At 42.5% G+C, this 19,731-nt stretch carries 15 protein-coding genes and 1 pseudogene; 5 read left to right on the forward strand and 11 right to left on the reverse strand.

Annotated elements, in window-relative coordinates; translation table 11 throughout:
* Positions 1–357 precede the first annotated feature (357 nt).
* The 5 genes and pseudogenes from IEY40_RS02555 to IEY40_RS02575 form a co-directional block, all read left to right on the forward strand.
* A pseudogene (locus IEY40_RS02555) lies at positions 358–1,446 on the forward strand (alkene reductase); the annotation flags it as partial.
* A gap of 18 nt (positions 1,447–1,464) precedes the next feature.
* The gene (locus IEY40_RS02560; protein ID WP_188953481.1) at positions 1,465–2,553 is read left to right on the forward strand and encodes an alkene reductase; all 1,089 of its coding nucleotides are present in this window, start codon (positions 1,465–1,467) and stop codon (positions 2,551–2,553) included.
* Between the two features lie 342 nt (positions 2,554–2,895).
* Complete coding sequence (locus IEY40_RS02565; RefSeq protein ID WP_188953015.1) at positions 2,896–3,486, forward strand: hypothetical protein; 591 nt, start codon at positions 2,896–2,898, stop codon at positions 3,484–3,486.
* Between the two features lie 99 nt (positions 3,487–3,585).
* Complete coding sequence (locus tag IEY40_RS02570) at positions 3,586–4,173, forward strand: class I SAM-dependent methyltransferase (protein WP_188953017.1); 588 nt, start codon at positions 3,586–3,588, stop codon at positions 4,171–4,173.
* Between the two features lie 9 nt (positions 4,174–4,182).
* A complete protein-coding gene (locus IEY40_RS02575; RefSeq protein WP_188953019.1) occupies positions 4,183–7,086 on the forward strand; it encodes a DEAD/DEAH box helicase family protein in 2,904 nt (967 codons plus the stop codon).
* 92 nt (positions 7,087–7,178) lie between these two features.
* On the opposite strand, the gene IEY40_RS02580 is transcribed toward IEY40_RS02575, so the two are convergent.
* From IEY40_RS02580 to IEY40_RS02630, 11 genes are all read right to left on the reverse strand, one after another.
* On the reverse strand, positions 7,179–8,102 hold the full coding sequence (locus tag IEY40_RS02580) for a spore coat protein U domain-containing protein (protein WP_188953021.1): 924 nt from the start codon (positions 8,100–8,102) through the stop codon (positions 7,179–7,181).
* A complete protein-coding gene (locus IEY40_RS02585) occupies positions 8,099–11,878 on the reverse strand; it encodes a FimD/PapC C-terminal domain-containing protein (RefSeq protein WP_188953023.1) in 3,780 nt (1,259 codons plus the stop codon). Before IEY40_RS02585 ends, IEY40_RS02580 begins: the two co-directional genes overlap by 4 nt.
* Before the next feature lie 2 nt (positions 11,879–11,880).
* Complete coding sequence (locus tag IEY40_RS02590) at positions 11,881–12,618, reverse strand: fimbrial biogenesis chaperone (protein WP_188953025.1); 738 nt, start codon at positions 12,616–12,618, stop codon at positions 11,881–11,883.
* A gap of 11 nt (positions 12,619–12,629) precedes the next feature.
* Complete coding sequence (locus IEY40_RS02595; RefSeq protein ID WP_188953027.1) at positions 12,630–13,139, reverse strand: Csu type fimbrial protein; 510 nt, start codon at positions 13,137–13,139, stop codon at positions 12,630–12,632.
* Positions 13,140–13,206: 67 nt separating this feature from the next.
* Positions 13,207–13,743, reverse strand: coding sequence for a Csu type fimbrial protein (locus tag IEY40_RS02600; RefSeq protein ID WP_188953029.1), 537 nt, complete (start codon positions 13,741–13,743; stop codon positions 13,207–13,209).
* A gap of 543 nt (positions 13,744–14,286) precedes the next feature.
* Positions 14,287–14,625 (reverse strand): hypothetical protein, encoded by a 339-nt coding sequence (locus IEY40_RS02605; protein WP_188953031.1) that lies wholly within the window; start codon positions 14,623–14,625, stop codon positions 14,287–14,289.
* 11 nt (positions 14,626–14,636) lie between these two features.
* The gene (locus tag IEY40_RS02610; RefSeq protein WP_188953034.1) at positions 14,637–15,845 is read right to left on the reverse strand and encodes a hypothetical protein; all 1,209 of its coding nucleotides are present in this window, start codon (positions 15,843–15,845) and stop codon (positions 14,637–14,639) included.
* 11 nt (positions 15,846–15,856) lie between these two features.
* A complete protein-coding gene (locus IEY40_RS02615; protein WP_188953036.1) occupies positions 15,857–16,681 on the reverse strand; it encodes a type II secretion system F family protein in 825 nt (274 codons plus the stop codon).
* Positions 16,678–17,541, reverse strand: a complete 864-nt coding sequence (locus IEY40_RS02620) for a type II secretion system F family protein (protein ID WP_188953038.1) — start codon at positions 17,539–17,541, stop codon at positions 16,678–16,680. The genes IEY40_RS02615 and IEY40_RS02620 overlap by 4 nt, the downstream gene beginning before the upstream one ends.
* A complete protein-coding gene (locus IEY40_RS02625) occupies positions 17,528–18,871 on the reverse strand; it encodes a TadA family conjugal transfer-associated ATPase (protein ID WP_188953040.1) in 1,344 nt (447 codons plus the stop codon). Before IEY40_RS02625 ends, IEY40_RS02620 begins: the two co-directional genes overlap by 14 nt.
* 32 nt (positions 18,872–18,903) lie before the next feature.
* Positions 18,904–19,668, reverse strand: coding sequence for a CpaB family protein (locus IEY40_RS02630; protein WP_188953042.1), 765 nt, complete (start codon positions 19,666–19,668; stop codon positions 18,904–18,906).
* Positions 19,669–19,731: the final 63 nt, after the last annotated feature.

Genomic DNA, 19,731 nt, shown 5'->3' on the forward strand with positions numbered 1-19,731 from the left:
AAGACCTTTTTTATTTCCCAGATATCGATGATATCAACAACGCGCTGTCGATGACCTGGATTCATGTTACGTTACTGAATTTATCGACCGTAGACGCGCTAAAATAGTCTACCTTCAAGCTGACGCCCAATACCACATAACCCCAGAAGACCTCGATCATTGGCTTAACCGCTAACTTTACGCCCTATCATCATGGCCTAACCCGCCTTTGGTCTTAGTTTTTCTCTGATGTTAGAGCTGGCGCAAATGCAATTGACTTATTTTTGCATATTTCACAAAAATCATTTGCGATTAACGCTATAAATCAAATCAGTGTTATTTGTTACTCTGTGGTCAATTCTTTATGAGGGCTCACAAATGACAACATCTCTTTTCCAACCCATTCAACTGGGCGATATCACCCTAAAAAACCGTATTGTTATGCCACCAATGACCCGCTCTAGAGCTAGCCAACCTGGTGACGTTGCTAATGATTTAATGGCAACGTACTACGCACAACGCGCCACAGCAGGACTCATTATTTCAGAAGGCACCCAAATTTCAGCCATGGGGAAAGGTTATGCGTGGACTCCGGGCATTTATACCGCAGAGCAAATTCAAGGCTGGCGTAAAGTAACAGATGCCGTGCATGCCAAAGGCGGCACCATGTTTGCCCAGTTATGGCATGTTGGACGTGTTACCCACCCTGACAATATTGGCGGTGAGCAACCTATATCATCGTCGGCACTAAAAGCACAAAACGTAAAAGTGTTTATCGACAACAATACCGATGCACCCGGTTTTGTCGATGCCGCACAACCACGCGAAATGACCATAGATGATATTCAACAAGTCGTGGCACAATTTAAACAAGCTGCCATTAACGCAATAGAAGCAGGCTTTGACGGTATCGAACTGCATGCTGCCAATGGCTACCTTATTAACCAATTTATTGATTCAGAATCGAATCAACGTACCGACCAATACGGTGGCAGTTTACAAAATCGTTTACGCTTTCTTGATGAAGTGGTCGGTGCCATGGTCGACGCCATAGGCGCTAATCGTGTGGGTGTACGCCTCGCCCCGCTCACTACACTCAACGGCACGGTCGATGCTGACCCAATCAACACCTACACAGCCGCTGCGGCATTACTGAACAAACATCACATTGTGTATTTACATATTGCCGAAGTCGATTGGGACGATGCGCCTGATACTCCTGTCTCATTCAAGCAAGGTTTACGTGACGCATTTGACGGTGTGTTGATTTATGCTGGCCGTTACAATGGCGATAAAGCCCATCACGCCATTGACTCAGGCTTAGCCGACATGATTGGCTTTGGCCGTCCATTTGTTGCAAACCCAGACCTACCTGAACGCATAAAACAAGGTTACCCATTAGCCAAACACGTGCCCGAAACCCTCTTTGGTGGTGGCGAAGTAGGCTTAACAGATTACCCAACATACAAAGTACAAGACCACTTATTGTTTCAGCCTTTTAGCGGCTCATCACTTAATACCAACAACCGAATTGTCATGGCACCAATGACACGCTCACGCAGCTCACAGCCAGGTGATGTACCCAACCAAATCATGGCTGATTATTATCAACAACGCGCCAGTGCGGGATTAATTATTAGTGAAGGCACACCTATTTCTGCAGTGGGCCGTGGCTACTCAATGACCCCAGGCATTTACACCACAGCACAAGTTGAGGGCTGGAAACAGATCACACAAGCCGTACACGCCAAAGACGGTAAGATATTTGCTCAATTGTGGCATGTAGGTCGTCGCAGTCATTCAAGCATTTCAGGCCAACAACCTGTGGCAGCATCGGCGATAAAAATCCCCGACCAAGTGTTTGGCCCATTGCCAGAAGGTGGTTTTGGGATGATCGAAACCGAGCAACCTAAAGCCATGACTCAAGAAGATATCAACAATACCATTAACGATTTTGTGCAGACGGCTAAAAATGCCATAGAAGCCGGATTTGATGGTGTCGAAATTCATGCAGCACACGGCTACTTGTTTGACACTTTTTTACACTTAGAAAGCAATCAGCGCCAAGATCAATATGGTGGCAGTCAACAAAATAGAATGCGCTTTTTATTAGAAACGCTAACCGCAGTAGCTGATGCCATTGGCGGCAACAAAGTGGCCGTGCGACTATCACCGCATGTTATTGAAGGCTTTACAGAAGAAGATCCTGAAATTGTTGAGTTAACGCTAGCAGCATTGGCAAACATGGTGAAATTAGACTTAGCCTACGTGCACTTTTCTGAAAACATTTCACGTTACCTTGAAGTGCCAGAATCGTTTCGCCAACAAGTGCGTGAGGTTTACCCCAACCCAATCATGATCGCAGGCAAGTTAACCAAAGAGACAGCACAAGACTTGCTCGCCAAGCAGTATGCAGATTTAGTCGCATTTGCTACGCCTTATGTCACTAACCCAGATTTGGTTGAACGTTTCTATCATAACTGGCCATTAGCCGAATTTGATGCCGACGCACGCCTCACCTTATATGGTGGTGATGCTAAAGGCTACAGCGACTACCCGCAATACAAGGCGTAATAAGTCTTAACCTATACCACTAACGTTATGCTACAAGCCCAAAACCAACTCGGTTTTGGGCTTTTTTTAACTCGTTAACGTTAACAATCAAAATCTTCACAAAAAACACACCCTTTAAGCGCTAGTGAACGAGTTAAAAAATACAGCGTGGTAATCGTATTCATCAATGGTAACTAAGCAAGGTTATCGATACCGCCATGCAAAAGCGTTGCTGCTAAATCTAAACCGATCACACTCCATAACATTATCAACATATTGCGACCTCAATTAGCACAGCTATCTAGTCAACATAATCAATACACGCTATTGTTAGCCTAAATGCACACACATCAGGGATGTCGATTGTTTTCCTATAATATTAATGGCAAAGCCAGCCGCCATTTTACCTATGCTGACCTCATTAATTGTGGTGTTACCGCGCAACAACATCATATTGAAAACCTACCATTACAACCCGACACCTGGCGCGCACTTAGTTTACTGGCAACCCAGATACTTGACCCCATAGTCGACCAATTTGGTCCATTGTCACTCACCTACGGTTTTTGCTCTCCAGAACTTGCTCGTAAAATAGCCAAAAATCGTAATCCGCACATTGCGCCCAAATTAGATCAACATTGTTCACACGAGGTTAATCAAAATCAAAAACTCATTTGCGATCGCCTAGGTGCCGCCTGCGACTTTACCGTAATCGATAATCCAGCTGGCACAGCCGTTAATATGCAACAAGTCGCTGCATGGATTTGTGAAAACCTGAAATTCGACCGTCTCTACTACTACGGCAAAGACCGCCCGTTACACATCAGTATTGGCCCACAAATGAATCAGTTTTTACAAACCATGAAAACCAATGCCGATACCGGCCATCGCGTACCGTCTAAAAAAGGTCGAAGCGAAGTCGCTATCGCAGTGATTAGGCAAGTCGATTATTGATAACAACGTTGTGTTTTAAGTAACGAAATCACAAACTAAATACTTGAGAGCATTGTAGATTCTCGATAAACTCAAATTATGTTTTTTATAGGGTTAACCATGTCTACTATCGAGTTTTACAATCAACATTCCCAAGACTTTTTCAACTCAACTGTTAATGCCGATGTCAGTGAGTTATACCAACCCTTTTTAAATCACTTACCAGTCAATGCTCGAGTATTGGACGCTGGATGTGGTTCAGGTAGAGACAGTAAAGCCTTTATCCAATTAGGGTTCGATGTCACATCAATCGATGCCAGTGCTGAATTAGCCAAAGCAGCATCTGAATATATTGGTCAAAATGTTACCGTATGTACCTTCGATCAAATAGATCCAACACTGACATTTGATGGGATTTGGGCTTGCGCTTCTTTACTTCATGTTGATGCAAGTGCCCTACCCAACACGTTTGCTATTTTAGGCAGTACACTAGTAGCAAATGGCGTATTTTATTGCTCTTTTAAATATGGCAAACAAGAGCGAACCCATAACGGCCGTTTTTTCGCAGATGCAGATGAGTCTTTACTAAAACAATGGATTAAAGGCTCTGGTTTGCTGTGTAAACAAACTTGGATAACAACAGATGTTCGCCCTGGACGTGAAAACGAAAGTTGGCTTAATGCCATTCTCATTAAGGCTGTAAAGTAGAGAGTAAATATGAAGTTAGCAGAAGGACCTGTATTAACCAGCGGTGGTCAAGACGACCCACTTTTACCAAAGCTACTGCATTCAATTAACCGAGCATCACACATTGAAATATCGGTTTCGTTTATCCAGTTTTCTGGACTTAAGTTGCTATTTGATAGTTTAACGGAAGCATTAGAACGCGGCGCGGACATTGCTATTTTAACGTCAAATTACCTGTATATTACCGATCCTGTAGCTTTACGCGAATTGATGATTTTGCAATCTCTAGGCGCAAAAACCAAAATTTTTAATTGTGAAGGCCAACAAAGTTTTCACATGAAAGCCTATATCTTCGTACAAGAACATTCAGATTTATTAAAAACGGGTTGTGCGTATATCGGATCCAACAATATCAGTAAAACAGCACTCACTCATGCCTTTGAATGGTGCTTACGTTACGATTTAATAGAAAACCAAAACCCGACTGAATTTAATAATATCCGCCATCAATTTACGTATATATTTAATCACCCTCAAGCTATCGATCTTAATGACACGTACATAAACCAATATGCTGAGATCCGCAAAAAAGTTAAACCTCCGTTAGCAGTCGTTGGTGAAGCTGAACCTGAAGAATTAGTTCCGAATATTGCACAACAAGAAGCTTTATATGCTCTGGCACAAACACGACACGCATTACAATCAAAAGGATTAGTTGTTCTTGCAACAGGTATGGGCAAAACATGGTTAGCCGCATTTGATGTGCAACAATTTAATGCCCGCAAAGTGTTGTTTGTCGCTCATCGCGAAGAGATTTTATTGCAAGCAGAACGAACATTTAAGTCTTTATTACCAAAACTTGTGAGTGGTCATTTTAATGCAAAAACTAAAGTGTTGGATGCAGATATTGTATTTGCTTCAATTCAGACATTAGGTAAACAGGCAAACCTTAATCAAGTTAACCCTAATCACTTCGATTATGTGATTGTGGATGAATTTCATCATGCTGGTGCTAGCAGTTATCAATCTCTATTAAACCACTTTACGCCACAATTTTTATTAGGCTTAACAGCTACACCAGAGCGAACCGACCAAGCTGATATTTTGTCCCTGTGCGATAACAATTTAGTGTACGAAAAGAACATCGTTGGTGGTATTGAGTTAGGCATTTTGGTGCCATTTCGTTACCAAGGCATTAATGACGAAACCGTAGATTATCGTGATTTACCATGGCGAAATGGTAAGTTCGATCCTAAAACACTTGAATTCAAATTTGCCACTCAAAAACGGGCAAAACACATTTTTGGTCATTGGCAATCACATAAACAACAACGCACCTTGGCATTTTGTGTGTCTAAAGCACATGCAGACTTTATGGCTACATGGTTTACGACTCAAGGCATAAACGCAGTGTCTGTTCACAGTGACTCTCAAGTAAAACGTGGTGAGGCACTGAGCCTATTAGCCATGGGCAAAATTGAAGTTATTTTTTCGGTCGATTTATTCAATGAAGGTACTGATTTACCCTCAATTGACACTATTTTGATCTTGCGCCCCACAGAGTCAAAAATCTTATTTTTACAGCAGTTAGGCCGAGGTCTACGTACCTCACCCGACACTAATAAAACCTATGTATCTGTAATCGACTTCATCGGAAATCATATTAGCTTTTTAAATCGCCCAATGGCATTACTGCAAACAAGCGATGCCAAAAAGACATTAAAAGAGCTCGACGCGCCAAAGCTTCATCCAGACTGTGTTATTAATATCGATCCACAATTAATCGACTTTTGGCGACAACTAAAACTCGATTACACCAAAGCAGATGAACAATATCGATTACTCAGAGATAATTTAGGGCATCGACCAACAGCAACTGAGTTTTATAGAAGTGATTATGCTTGGAATAAAATGACCAAGCAGTTTGGTAGCTGGTTTGAACTGGTGTTAAACCAAGAACAAGATGAAAGCGAAAATAAGCAAATAGCTAACCTGGCAACTTATCTTACATTTCTCAGTCAAGGGATAGAAAAAGCCTCAATTAGCAAGTGTTTTAAAGCCATCTTACTGGAAGCATTTATAGAATTAGATGGTTTAAATCAACCACCCACAATTGAAGCTGTCTGTGTTAAAAGTTGGCACATATTTAAGCGTTATCCCAAGTTATGGGTTCAAGATGTTAAAGCCGACTTGCAATCCATCGATGCAAACTCACCTAAATGGAAAACCTATTGGCTGAACAATCCAATTACGTTTTTATGCAAACAAGATAAGGCCGATCCACAGCCGTGGTTTGTTGTAAAAAATGGCCAATTACAAGCCAATATTGAAATAAATAGCGCAGATATCTCTCTGCTATCAATGGCAATCCGAGAACTAACTGAATTACTGTTAGCGCGTTACAGCGAGCGTCAACAGTCCAAAGACCTTGCTATTAACAATGAAAAAGACAATGTGGTTTCATTCGCTAAAGCAGTTAATACCAAAGACACTGTACAACTGAATTTTTACCCGAATTTAAAAATTGCCTGTGGTCATTTTAAAACGGGTACTGATGATAATCATGACTTACTCAAACTAAACAACACATACAGTAAACTTGATCCCACGATTTACTTTATTGCTCCAGCCAGCGGTAACTCTATGAATGGTGGCAAGAATCCCATTAAAGATGGTGATTTATTATTACTTGAACGTGTTACCGCCATTAATGCAGGCTCAATAACAGGTAAAATCATGGCTATCGAAATACAGGATGACGCTGGCGACAATCAGTATTTACTGCGAAAAGTGAGTAAATTATCAAATGGTCAATACCAGCTTAATGCACATAATCTTGATTATGCCCCATTGATTGCCAATGACACTATGGTCACTTTTGCTCGATTAAAGCAGGTGTTGGTTGATGCTGACTTTGAGGAAGTAAATGCCTAATACGAACCAACAACGCGATCATAGTTGTTGGCTCGTTAGGCTGTGTAACTGTCTTTGATTATCACATTAAACTAGAACTCTGATTTACAATCTTAAAACTCAACAATCACCCTCACCTGATCGCGATATACACCTGGAAGTGGGAATCGGTCTTCGACTAGGGTTTCAACCAAAAATTGAAATGCCTGGTTATTACCAATCCCAATTCCTGCAACACTGGCTGATAAGTCTGGGCCGATTAAGGTATTGCCGTCGGTTGTGGTGATTTTATAGGCGATGGTATCGGTGTTAAATGCCATGTTCCTTTGACCGGCATTAAAGTTATCGCCGCCATCGACATAATATTGATAGCTCAGTTGTTTAGTGCAGTTGATGTCTAGCGGTAATATGGCACTGTGAGCGGCTCCGAGGTAAGACACTGTGCCCAGCGACACATCTGAGGTTTGTACGCTACAGCTTTCTGTCACGGTAAGTTGCACATTTATCATTACGGTTGCAGAGCCATTGTCGCGACCTAAGCAGATCCCTAATAAGCCAATTCCTGAACAATAATCCCATTGCCATAGTACTGAAATGGTGTCGCTATAGGTCCCCACACCTACATTCGCGGTTCCCGTAGACAGATAGATAGGGATAGTACCGTCGTCGCCAAATAAGCCCAGTAAATCCAAAAGGTTAAATGAGCCAAAGCTGACTGTTTCGTTAAGGGTAAACGGGTCTGTACGCTCTGGTGCGGTATAAAGTGTATAAGGTATTGCATCTCCATTAACAGCGGTCAATTGGAAATCTGCTCCCACTAACGTGGCATCAATTTCACTAAAATCTAATAAGTTAACAAAACCTGAACAACCAAAGTCTGAGCTAAACGACGTTTCTACAATACCGGTAGAAATTGATGCTGAGCTAAACGTGCCTAGATTTTGATTACTGTTACCACCCACAACACAGTCTGCGTAAACATGTTGGCATGTGAACACCATAACGGCTGTACAACACAGTTTGCTTATTATGTTCATACTGTTTCCCCTTTACTTTGCTGTGTAATAAAACGTGTGTGTGGTTGGTACATTAAATATCGTTGTGGCGGTGCTTGTTGTAACTTCGAGCCATGGTGTTTCAATTGATGGGGACTTGCGTAATACCATCGTCGTTGCTTGTATCTATTCGGCGCATTAGGCATGTATGCCATTGAGGCCATACTTGTTCTCAATGTGTTAACTGCATACCTGTTGCCCTTTGTAATCAACGCTTCGTTTATACGATTAATTTCCATAGTATTAATGGTTGCTTGAATAAACCATTGCTTGTTTGCGGCCTGTTTAGCGGCTTTGTGGATACTGGTATGAGTAGCGTTGATGCTTTGAGTAGCATCGATAGCGGTATCAACAGCGACCTGTTGCTCTATAATCCATTTGTTTGCATAACCTTGCTTGTTTTTATAAAACCACTTAGCTGTATCTTGAATAAATTGTTGTGCCTTTACGATTAAGGTATCGCTAAGGATTTGGCTGAACTCTGTAATAGCGGCTTTGTGTGTGGTTGACGCTATCGCTGGTGTTTGAGCGGTTAACGTTAACTGTGAGGCAACCTGTTGCACTGTAGCTGATATGTACTCCAGGTTTATGCTGTGCTGATGTTGCTCTATAACCAACGCTTGAGTGTTAATAGCCGCTTGGGTTTTCACTATCATTTCATTAACGGTCATCTCATTAACAGATGCGCCATTATCAGATGCCTCATTTTTGACTGATACCTGAGTATTTACTGCATACTCTGCACTCTGCGCGGCTTGAATGCCTGCCGTTACTTGAGTATCAACAGGAGTATCAAAGCTCACAGATGCCTGAGTGTTAACCTTTGCTTGCACGCTTTGAGCGTCGACATGAGTTTGTTCATCTGCATGGGTTGGCGTGTTTGTATGACTTGGCTGAACATCGATAGCAACCGTGTTGATGGCATCAAGCATTTCAGGCTTAGAGTCAGTCTGGGTTTCAGGCGATGTGACGTTAGCCATACTGTCAGGATGTTGGCATACCAATGGCCCAATGATGGCTTTTTGATGATTGATTTGGGTATAACTAAACTCAACTGAGCATTGTTTGTTATCCCACTGCAATACCATCTGATTTTGCGCCTGTAGTACTTGCGGATAAACTTCACCGTGATGCGCTACTGTTTGTGGTTGCTCATCACTGTTAATGATGGCACTGGCGCCAGCAGGAATAGGATTACCTTTGCTGTCGTTAACAATCACAATTGCAATGAACTGTTTAGGTTCACAGGTAATTGGGCCAATGACCGGTGTTTGCTCATCTGTTTTACGATATGTAAATTCAGCAGAACATTGTTGGTCTGCCCAGTTAAGGGTCACGATGTTTTGCGCCGTAAGCGATGATAATGACAACTGACCATTTTTACCGACAACTTGTGGTTCAAGTTGATCATTAATAATGGCTAAGGTTCCTGCGGGTACCGGTTGGCCTTGTTGATCGTTTATCATTATCAGTGCATTGGCTACTTCAGGCGCACATACCAATGGGCCAATAACAGGAATGTCATCTTCTTGTTTGCTGTAGGCAAACTCAAGCACACACTGCTTACCGTCCCATATAAGGGTTAAGGTGTTGTTGTCTTGTAGTTTTTCAAGATATAACTCACCATCCCAACCAACAAAGTATCCATTTTGCTGACCATTAAGGGTCGCTAATGCCCCAACAGGAATAGGCTGACCTTGCTCGTCGTTAACAATCACAATGGCCGCTTTGGTTTGATACAGTTCAAAATCGACATCTACACCGTGACTTTCTGCTGCCATCACTTGTATTTGATCGTTCACCACATTGGTGTCTAACGGTAATGATTTAGTGTTAATGCTGATATTGACTGGATTATATGATGCAAGGCCAGTCACCAGTAACATGCCGTCATCGTCAGACTCACCCACTTCCTGGTTTTCAATTAATACCGGCACATCTGCAATACCACCGGTTGATACCACAGCAAAAGTATCGGCGACGCGATTACCTAACAAGAAACGACTTTTAGACCAAATTAACGAGCCCGAGGCCTGACCCCAATGGCCACTTGAACCACCACGGTTGTAGTACCCACCAGTTAATTCAACTTTGTCACCTCTCCAGCTGCCGTTAGCTGAAAAGTCACTGGTGCCAACAACATTACTTACGTTACCTCTAAAACCACGGTTGCCATTGCGGGCAAATGAGGCAGAGGCAACGGTCCGGTCTTCACCTTTATTGTCACGTACATGGCTTACGCTAGCACGCGAACGAGTCCCAAATGGGATCGAGAAATTTAACCCAACACTCACATCGTCGCGATCCGGATCCCAGTTAACACTCGCTGAAATAGAGGCTGTGTCGATTGATTGATTATAAAAAGCAGATACCAGGCGACGGTCATCATCATCGAACTTGGTAATATCAAAATAGCCCACACCAACAGATACGCCATTATCAAATGAGTATGCTGCATTGGCTTGCACTTCACGTTCGATTTGCGACACAAATTGGGTTGAACCTGTGTCGCGGTAACCTTGTTGCTGTTGCTTAACTTGGGCTGAAAAACCCCAGTTATTGGCTTGAAAACGATAACCAGCAAGGCCTAACCAACCGCTGTTATTTTTGTCTTGCCCGTGGGCAGCAGCAAACGAAAATACCCCAAGATTACCTAGCGTAAAATCAGTTCCAAAACCGACGTTGTAAACATCTTTGCTCAGTTCGGCATGCGAAGATACCGACATGTAGTCGGTTAAGCCATAACGCACATCGGCAATGGCGGTTAGATTTGAGTCATAATCAAATGAATCAAGACCAAACCCTTGTCTTAATACCCCTAAGTTAAGGTCGTAGTCGTACACGCCTTGCTTAAGTAGATCTGGCGCAACATAAAATTGTAAATCTCGACTGACAGCCTGACCGTTAATGTCAGTGGTGACAATACTGGCACTGGCAAAACCATTTACAGTGGGCTCACTGTCTAAAATAAAGTTACCGGGTTCTACATTGCCAGAATACATTTTGTAATTATTTACAAACACTTCAACGTCTGACGGCAACACAGCACTACCGATAAATTCGGGATAAGGGTAACTGACATATTGTGGATCTAGCTCAAAACGACGCGACAGTTTAATCCCGCCCATTCGCACTTGACGAGCCCAGGGATTTCCGGCGCTAATCATGTCACCGACACGCCAGTAGCGCATATTTTCTTCGTCGTTATATTGCCAATAACTGTCGTAGCGGATCATACCTTCATCGACGGTACTGCTATCGCTTCCACCCAGTTCTTTACGGTAATTTGCTGTGGTTTCAAATACTCCCCAATCGCCAAATGCGCGCCATTGCTGCAGTAAATCGACTGTGGTTGTGCCAGACTGGTAATCACGATAATAAATATCGTAATTAACTAGCGCACCACTTGAACGAGTGATAGGAATAGACGTTCGTTTTTTACTGTTAATTACCTGGGCAGGAAACAAATCTATGTCTGCGGTAAGATAAAGACGTTGAGTTTCGTAGCTATAGTCACACGTTACGGCTTGTAAGTTACAATAATCAACACGCCCCTTTAAACCACTTGCATACTCAGCTAATGATGAACTGCCGAGAACGTCCTCGGAACTCCAAAAATGGTTTTGGATATGATTAAACTCAATAAGTTGGTTTACCTGAACGCCATTTAGATACACGTCCAAATATAAGGTTTCAGCAGATACTGCGCTGGTGTAGGTGCTTGCAGCGACTAAGATAACTTTTGTTAGATTTTTCATTGTTACCTCCCATCGTGGTTAATCTCCACATCGACACCATTGATTTCTGCGAATAGTTTCGACGAAGAGGTAAGCGCAACCGGCGACACAGCAAACGCGGCTTGACTGTTGGCTTGGACATAGCCAAGTAAGCCACCAAATACAACGCTCTCTTTATCGCTGCCGTTGGTATAACGGACTTTAGAGATTCTTGCGTGACCGTTTGCTTGGTTAGTAAAGCTCAACTGATTGGCGTTTTTGTTGTACGAATAAGTTAGAGCGCGATTCCAGATACTGGTTAATTGGTCAAAGTTTTCAGTGCGCGCAACTGACAAGTTTGGACCACCAATAAATAACGGCAAAGCATAGCGAACTTGCAGTAATAAACCCTGATCTGAGGTGTTTTGCATATCTGGAATTTCGTCTAAAAATACCCGATATAAACGTTCGTTGTTAATGTCACTTGCAGGGCCGGTGTTAACAATTCGCACGACTTGTTGTTTACCCGGTAAAATATTAAGTGATGACGGACTTACCACCACTTTGGGCTTATCTTGCTTGCTGTTGTGTGCGTCCCATTGACGCACACGCACTTGAATTTTCATTGCGGTATTGCTGTTGTTTTGCAATTTGAGTAGTGCTGCTTTTTCGCCAGGGGCAATATCAATATTCACAGGCGAAATCAATAATTCAGCCGCTGACAAGCTAACAGGGTTTATCGCTAATACGCTGGCTAATAAGAGCGGGGCTAAATGCTTCATGTTGTTTCTCCTTAGAAAATAAGTACAACCTCTACGCTGTCTTGGTAGTTCCCGGTTGAGGGAGTCACTGCTTGAGGCGAAATAGCGGCGTATATAGGCAGCCATTCAAATAAACCACTGGCGTTACCGCTGACAGCATTAGTGCTGTCCCATATTTGCGCACGTCCAGGGTCTTGAAATAATTGGTATGGCACTGTTTCTCCGGTAACATTATTGAGTAGCAAGCGATTGCTGCTGTCGGTGCCATTTAACCCGTTACCGAGTTCAATTCTGTAACTTAAATTAGGGGAGCATCTAAAGCCGATAGAACCACTTCCGGGTGTCGATGTTGCTTCTGCTCCGTAGGTTAAACTACTCAGTTCACCAAAATTAATCGCACCAAACGCAGTCGCTCCACTGCCGTTGTCTAACACACAGCCTTGTTCGATCTGTATGCTAATTTCGCTAATATCTTGAGCTTGTTCAGCGATGGCAATTAACGGGGTCAAACTGAGTAGTGCAATTAATGTTTTGGTCATCATTATTTCATCCTCGTTTGATGAAGAATGCGGCGTCATTTACTGAGAAAAATGACGCCATGCAGGTTGCTTACCACGAGATAGTCATTCGCACTGTATCTAAGTAGTTACCTGCCGCGGGTGTGGTTTGTCCTGCCAGTACACGACCATAAATAGTTAATGGCTGTACTGCGCCAGTACCGGTTAAGGCTTGTGACTGCGGGCCTTCACCCCAACGCACAGAGCGTGCAGCATCTTGATAAAGTTCATAGTCCACAAAATCTAAACCACCGCGTGAAACACGACGTTGTCCGGCCTGTGGGTTTGAACCATCATCAAGCGCCACGCTATACGCTAAGCTTGTATTACACGTCAGCTCGATACTGCCCGCTCCTGCCGCTCCTGCTGACTCAGCATCAATAAACAGGTCTAAGTTACTTTGTTCGCCAAAGTCGACTGAGCCAAATTTGTTAATACCCGCACCAGCATCTGCGGTACCGTTTACGGCACACCCTTCACCAATAACGAGTGATACATCGACATCACCACGTATTTCACTTGCAAATGATGGGCTCATAGCTACAGAAGAAGATAATAATGCTGCGATTGCGATATGTAGTTTTTTCATATGTCACCTCGGTGTTGTTTAAAATTAAGAGTTATTTGGAACTCGATTTAAATATTGCAGGTAGAATGCCAACTTTGATAAAAACTATAAGATACTGTTTAAATGGGATTATTTTAATTATCGGCTTGATTTTGTGCTTTAAGAGTCTGGCAGGTTTGCAAAATGCAATGCGATATTCGCATTTTGCAAATGATTAGCAATTTGCGATTGGTTGATTGTTTGATTGTTATACAGCGACAAACTAACCGCGCTACTTAGGTTTTCGAGTAGATGACGTAAATGGAGATATAAATACTGGTTTACTCGATGTAGTAGCATAGAAATGGCGTTAGTATTTGGATGGTTATGCAGAATAATTAACACTTGAATGGTGGTTTAAAGGTACTTGATGAGTAGTACGTGCGGCTTAAGATCGACAAGAACTAATGCAGTCCTCGTTTTAATGAGTTATTGGCATACTATTTATTATATCGATAGATATAATTCATCATATTACTAGATAACTATCTGTAAATATTGTAAAAATGATAATATCGCTAGAATCTATTCAATAAATTGCTGTTGAATAAACTCAAGTTCTTCATTAACTAATGGTGCAGGATTATCATCGTTAGAACTGGCTGCAATATCAAGATGCTTAATTCTGTGCTGCACATTACTTGGCTTAGATGCCTTAGACAAACAGAGTAATACATCTCGGCAAAACTCAAGCATGTGCTGTTCAGACACCTCTAATGGCCGACATGTACAAGCCAATAACGATTGGGTATCGCCCTTTAACTGGGTGAGTAATTGATTTGATTTATCTTCATTATGCGCCGCTATAACAGATAACGAAGCTAAGTACATTTGTTGTAATGTTTGCTCATGTAAATGCTGCATAACTTTTACCTCTATAATCCGCTGTTAACGCCTTCGCCGTCTGGCGCGACATAAATCCAGCTATCTTCGTTACTCACACTTGGCAAGTTAACCTTAAATGGCGGTGTAAAACGCTGTAATACATTTTGATTATCGTTAAATGGATCAACCACTTGCTCTGCACTGAGCAAATTAATATCGGCGACACAATTGAGTGTCCCTTGTTGTATTCCCAAACTTGCAAGTAAGTTTGAGACCAAAGGATTGTCGATTAAATTAACGTTTAGCAGATCAAAGGCGGTAGCTAATGCAATGTAAGTGACAGAGCTGGTGAGATCGTTGTTTTCGTCCAATCTAGTGCCAATAGGACAACATACCTCGCCTAACGTGACATCGACATTGGGCACTAAACCGGTTAACGATAACGTACTAAATACGGTGTTGATGAGCGGCTCAATGGCTGAACGATTTCGATCTAAGGTGTCCCCTTGCGCCTCAGTACCTGCAGGACATTGATCGCACACAGGGTTATCAATTGTGGGACCGATATTAATGATCGATGACCCCGACTCTACCCCCACCAGGCAACTCACATCGGCTTCGGCTTGCTCTACACTAAATGACTCGCATGGCATACCTGAGATCACTTTTTGCGATAAATAGCGTGACTCAATTTGGCTTATATTGACGGGGCACTGTTGCGGTGTTGAACGAAATAAATAACCGGTCACATTATTGTTTGAACGGCCTATCGCATAGTTAGGCCCACCTTGTAATGCATGAAAATAACTCACTGCACCTGTGCCATTGATACCGTCAACACCGACACTGTCTGAGGTTTCGTCGCTTGTGCCTTTAATGCAAGGGTTACCGGTGCAATTTGGCGCGTCGTAATATACAGGCTCTCTTGAGGTAAATCGGTCATCCCTTACGCCTAGCAGAGCCCTATAGTTTTGATGCGCTGGATCGGGCGCTAATGGTGCGACGCTATTATCTATAAACGGAATAATTGGTGTTTCATGTTCATTTAAACTGAGCATTTTACCTAATTTAACGCCATTACTGTCTGACACGGTTATGGTGCGGTCTTGCTGCGCGACTTGTTGTTTTACTAGGGCATTTCTGACTGCAGAGATCCCAACAAAACTGCCAATAATTAAAATAGTGGTAATTAAAATTAGCTCTATGGTTAATACAAACCCAGCTTGGCGATAATGAGTGGCTAAAGGTGCTTGATTCATGTTTGCCTGCCTTATATTAAGTCGCCTAATACGGTTAATAAGTCGATGAATTGAATCGCAGCAGGAAAAAATACCAAGACTAAAAACATTGGAAAACACACTAATAGCATTGGTAATAATAACTCTAACGATTTGCGGTTAATTTTGGCGTTCACAATCTGTTGGCGCTGTTGCTGTATTGAACTTAATTGCGACTGCAAACAATTGACCAGTGGCGAGCCGATTTTCAAACCAATATGAATAATGGCTGCAAGCTTGGTTAAGTTTTGCACTCCCGTTCGGCTAGCAAGATCTTCAAATGCCCTTTCGCGATCTCGGCCCGATTCGATTTCTAACGACAACAATAGTAATTCGTCAGCCAAGGGATGATCTTTGGCTAAGCCATACTCTGCAGATAATCTAAATGCTTGGCTTAATGCGGTTCCAGATTTTAAATACACTATGAGTAAACTGATAAAAAACTCTAATGAATGATTAATGCGCTGCTTTCTAACCTGGCGTTTAAGCAACAACCAAATATCGAGCCCTAAAAAGGCGCTTATCGTCATGCCCGCTTTAGCCCACAGGCTTAGCTCAGACATAAATTCAAACAGCATCATAATAGTGACAAACACTAAACTGATTTTAATCGACCAGTACAACATACGATTTCGCAGTACAGACAAACCCGCTTGGCGGATCAGCATGGCGGGATATATCCGCTCTAATGGCACTATTTCACTTATGGTGGTGATGTCTTTATCATCCACTCGAGTGTTATGAAAAAGATAGAATAACCAGGTGGTTGCGATTAACAGCAACCCTAAAATAATGTCTGCATACAGTGAAATATTCATACATTGGCCTTTAATACTTTACGTAACCAAAAGAATCCAACAATCTGTAGAAATAAAGCTGTGCTTAAAAAGTTAGCACCATTGGGATGCTCAAGTAATGGAGTAAACCATTGCTGTTCTTGTGAAATAAAAAGCGGGATTAGTGCATAAGGCATTAGCCCACAAAAAATAGCGGCGTAGCGCGTGGCTGACATTTGGCTATTAATATATTGATATTGCTCAATACGCTGGCGCATTAATTGACTCACGGCTTGGAGCATTGCACTAAAATCGCTACCTGTTTGATGTCTTGCGACTAATGCTTGAGCAAATAAACGGGTTCCCTCTGTGTTATAACGACTGACTAATCGATGTACTGCTTGGCTTGCATCGTAACCAGACGACAAACGAGTCACGACTTCGGTTAATTCACTCTTCAATACCCCTTTGGCTAAATTGGCAGCTGTCGAAATAGCTTGCAGTGGGGATAAACCTGCCTGCAACGATGAATGCATCGTATCCATGGCATCGACTAATTCCGTTTCCACTTTTTTTGTACGCCAGGTGACTAAATCATCAAGTAAAAAATAGCTACTCAACATAATGGCAAGCGCCATTATAATTGCGATACCTTGTTGCTTGGGAAAGGCATAATTGATGGCGACATAGGTGCAAACAGACAAGCTAATAATGCCCAATATCACGCTAATGGGGGCTAGGTTAATGTCTAACAAGCGCAATTTGTGCTGTAAGCCAGATGCATTTTTGCTCGATGTAGCAGACCAAGATTTTTTAAGATTACTGTCTTGCCACCATTCTTTGGCACAAATTATCATCACGATAATAAGCACTAATAGAATTAGCCATTCATACCAAGGCATATTCTGCTCCAGTGAACAGTTCGTTTAATGCCGTTACGTCATATCCTTTCGCCGCGATAGTTTCGCTTAAGTGACAATAATCAGCGCAACATAGATGTTCGCCCACGATGCGGTTACTGGCATGTTCGGTGTTGTGTTTAAACTCAAATAGCGGTCTAACCTGGGTGTTCAGTTCGGTTTGTACAACTTCACAGACACTAACCACTCGACGGCTACCATCGTTAAAACGTCTCACTTGCACGATAATCTGAATAGATGAGTTAATCATTTGGTCAATGGTGTCTCGGCTAATTGATGCCTCTTCCATTTGAGCCAGTGATCTCAGTCTATTAATCACATCTTTCGGGTTATTGGCATGCACTGTGGTTAAACTTCCATCGTGACCACAGTTCATGGCCTGAAGCATGTCGAACACTTCACCACCTCTTACCTCACCAACAATAATTCTATCGGCACGCATTCTTAATGCGGTTTTGACTAACGCTCGTAATGATACTTCGCCATGACCTTCACCATTTGTACTGCGGCTTTCTAGTGGGATAACGTGTGGGTGCTGTAACTGCAACTCAGCTGTTTCTTCTATGGTAATCACTCGTTCACGACGAGGAATGAAGCCAGAGATCACATTTAATAAGCTGGTTTTACCTGCACCTGCGCTGCCTGCTATGACAATATTAACGCCCGCAATAACCGCCTTTTCTAAAAACTGTAAAATATCTTCACTAATAAACCGGCTGTTTACGAGTGTTTCTGCACTGATTGTTTCGTGATGAAATCGACGGATTGATACTACTGCGCCAATGTTAGATAAAGGCGGTATAACCGCATGTAATCGACTGCCATCAGCAAGCATGGCATCGACCATAGGGTTATTGGCATCTAACTGACGGCCTTGCGCACTGACTATGCGTTCAAGGAATCGTCTTAAGTGTGATTCACTGTCGAAGGTATGCGGGGTTTGTTGTAATACCCCATGACGCTCTACCCAGATTGAAAAAGGACCATTAATTAAAATGTCAGTTACGCCATTATCGAGCATTAACTCAGAAATAGGACCTAACCCATGTAACTCTTCCATGACCTGTTGAATCAACAAACTTTTGTCTGCCGTATTCATGGGTTGTTGCTGTTGACCTGGTAGAGTTTCAATAAGCTCATGTAATTGCGTTTTGAGCTGTGCAGGCTGCTTTAAGTGAAGTGAGTCATCGTTTTCCATATCATCGATTAAACTGTTATGGAGCAGTTGCTTAAGACGACGCATTTCGTCGTTAGGCATCGACATCACATTGTGTGCTGTTGGAGTAAAAATGTTTTGGGCTGAATTAAACATACCTCACCTCCTACGGGTTGTATTAATACCGTTTATTCACGCGCTATGCTGACGGTTTTACGACGATTACCGCTATGAATAATCACCTCACGATGGGTTTTGGCCATTCCTAATAATGGTTGAGTGCCATTGGCAATGTCATAAGCGCTATGAAGCACAATAGTGACGATGTCGTTAGCTCCAATGCTTGCCAGTGGATATACATCAGCTGGTCTTACAGCCATAACGAGTGCTGTTTTACCCGACGTTGCTTTGGTATTTTGTGAATTAAGACTCTCTATTTTACTGCCGCTATTGGCGGTATTTTTGTTCTGTGGTTTGAGTAAACCAATTAATTGCACGTTACGAGCAACGGTTCGCACATTAGTACGACCTCTCACCAAAATATCAAACCTATCACCTTGGTTTAGCTTAGAAAATGGTAAGCCTGATGGCGGCTGGCTTAGGGTGAATAGCACTCGGCCCTCTGGCACGGCGTATGACAACGATTTGACCTTAGGAGTCGCTAATTCGTTGGCATAAATCGCTTCTCCGCTTTTTTTAGCGACATTGATGACTTTACCCAACAGTAGTTGTGGATTTTGAATGCTCTGTTCAATACCTTGTTGTTCAGTTTTCTTACGGACCAATGCCTCAGAGGTAATGACATCTCCTGCCTGTAAGTTTTGGGTTAATATCAATGCTGTTGTGGTGGTTAAACGATCGATTTGGCGAATACCTAATGCCGATGCCAACACGCCAGAGGTCACGAATAGTGCGATGGCTATCGTTGTACTACCTGTGAATTTGCGTTTCATGTTGCACCTCTTCGATGTGTTGTTAATCTAATTGAAGGCGCCGATTGCCTCGCGGTGAGACAA

It is taken from the genome of Shewanella ulleungensis (genome assembly GCF_014648315.1).
Taxonomy (GTDB): Bacteria; Pseudomonadota; Gammaproteobacteria; order Enterobacterales; family Shewanellaceae; genus Shewanella; species Shewanella ulleungensis.